An 862-nucleotide genomic window follows, 5' to 3' on the forward strand; every position below is an offset into this window, starting at 1 on the left:
GGGGCATTTGCACTGATGTCATTTGGGATGACCAATTTTCAGCCAGAGGTAATTAAATCTTATCTTCTCATGGACGAACGTAGCGTCGCTTTTAATCTAATAAACGATGGTGTCGTTTCATTTACAACCCCAGATATAGGAACTCTTGCTTACTCCGGTGATATTTTTATATTCCCTGAGCAAAAAGAAGAGTTACTTGCTTACTTAAAAAAGACTTTTCCCAACATAGAGATCGTCAAAATCAAAAGACTTAATGACCAATATAAACACCCTGTTTATCAGCGAGATGAAGAGAGTGCAACAGAGTAACGCTCTCGCTTTCTCACAAACTAATCAGATTTTCGTGGCAGCACGGAGGATACCATCACGGTACTGGTTAGCATGCCGTTTAACTGGCAAGCCTCAAAGCATCAACAACTGGGCTATATAGCGTCAGGTAAAAAACAAGGTGATTTAACCATAGAGCCTGCGCCAAAAGAATTTGGCACTCGTCTTATTGAAGTGAGAATCGACGAATGAATAGTAAACAAGGCATCGAGTCCCTTAAAGAACAACTTTATAACGCTGAGATAGCCTACTCTTGGGAGCACAAAGGATGGGGCGGAAAATACGAGTATCTATGGCGGTGGGGAGTGGCGATATTGGCTGGGTCGCTGTTTCCCTTATTCTTATTAATCGTAGAAGACGATGCAATTCATCAACCCGGTTTTTGGTTGTTTTCCTCATTTAGTTTAATAATGACTTTTGTATCTAGATACCTTTTTTTCCCTGATAAACATCGCTGCTATCACTTAACCTCACGGGGTATTCATTACACAGAGCAAGATATGATCCCAGAGGTGGCGTATAAAATCGTGCGCGG

The 862-nt window shown here is 41.4% G+C and carries 1 protein-coding gene and 2 pseudogenes; all 3 read left to right on the forward strand.

Translation table 11 applies throughout. The features are described from left to right. Positions 1 to 309, forward strand: a pseudogene (locus QTN95_RS20850) (hypothetical protein); the annotation flags it as partial. A gap of 72 nt (positions 310 to 381) precedes the next feature. Further along, positions 382 to 519, forward strand: coding sequence for a hypothetical protein (locus tag QTN95_RS20855; protein WP_171052181.1), 138 nt, complete (start codon positions 382 to 384; stop codon positions 517 to 519). Then, positions 516 to 862, forward strand: a pseudogene (locus QTN95_RS20860) (hypothetical protein); the annotation flags it as partial. The gene QTN95_RS20855 and the pseudogene QTN95_RS20860, both read left to right, overlap by 4 nt.

This window comes from Vibrio sp. M260112 (assembly GCF_036533775.1).
Lineage (GTDB): Bacteria > Pseudomonadota > Gammaproteobacteria > Enterobacterales > Vibrionaceae > Vibrio.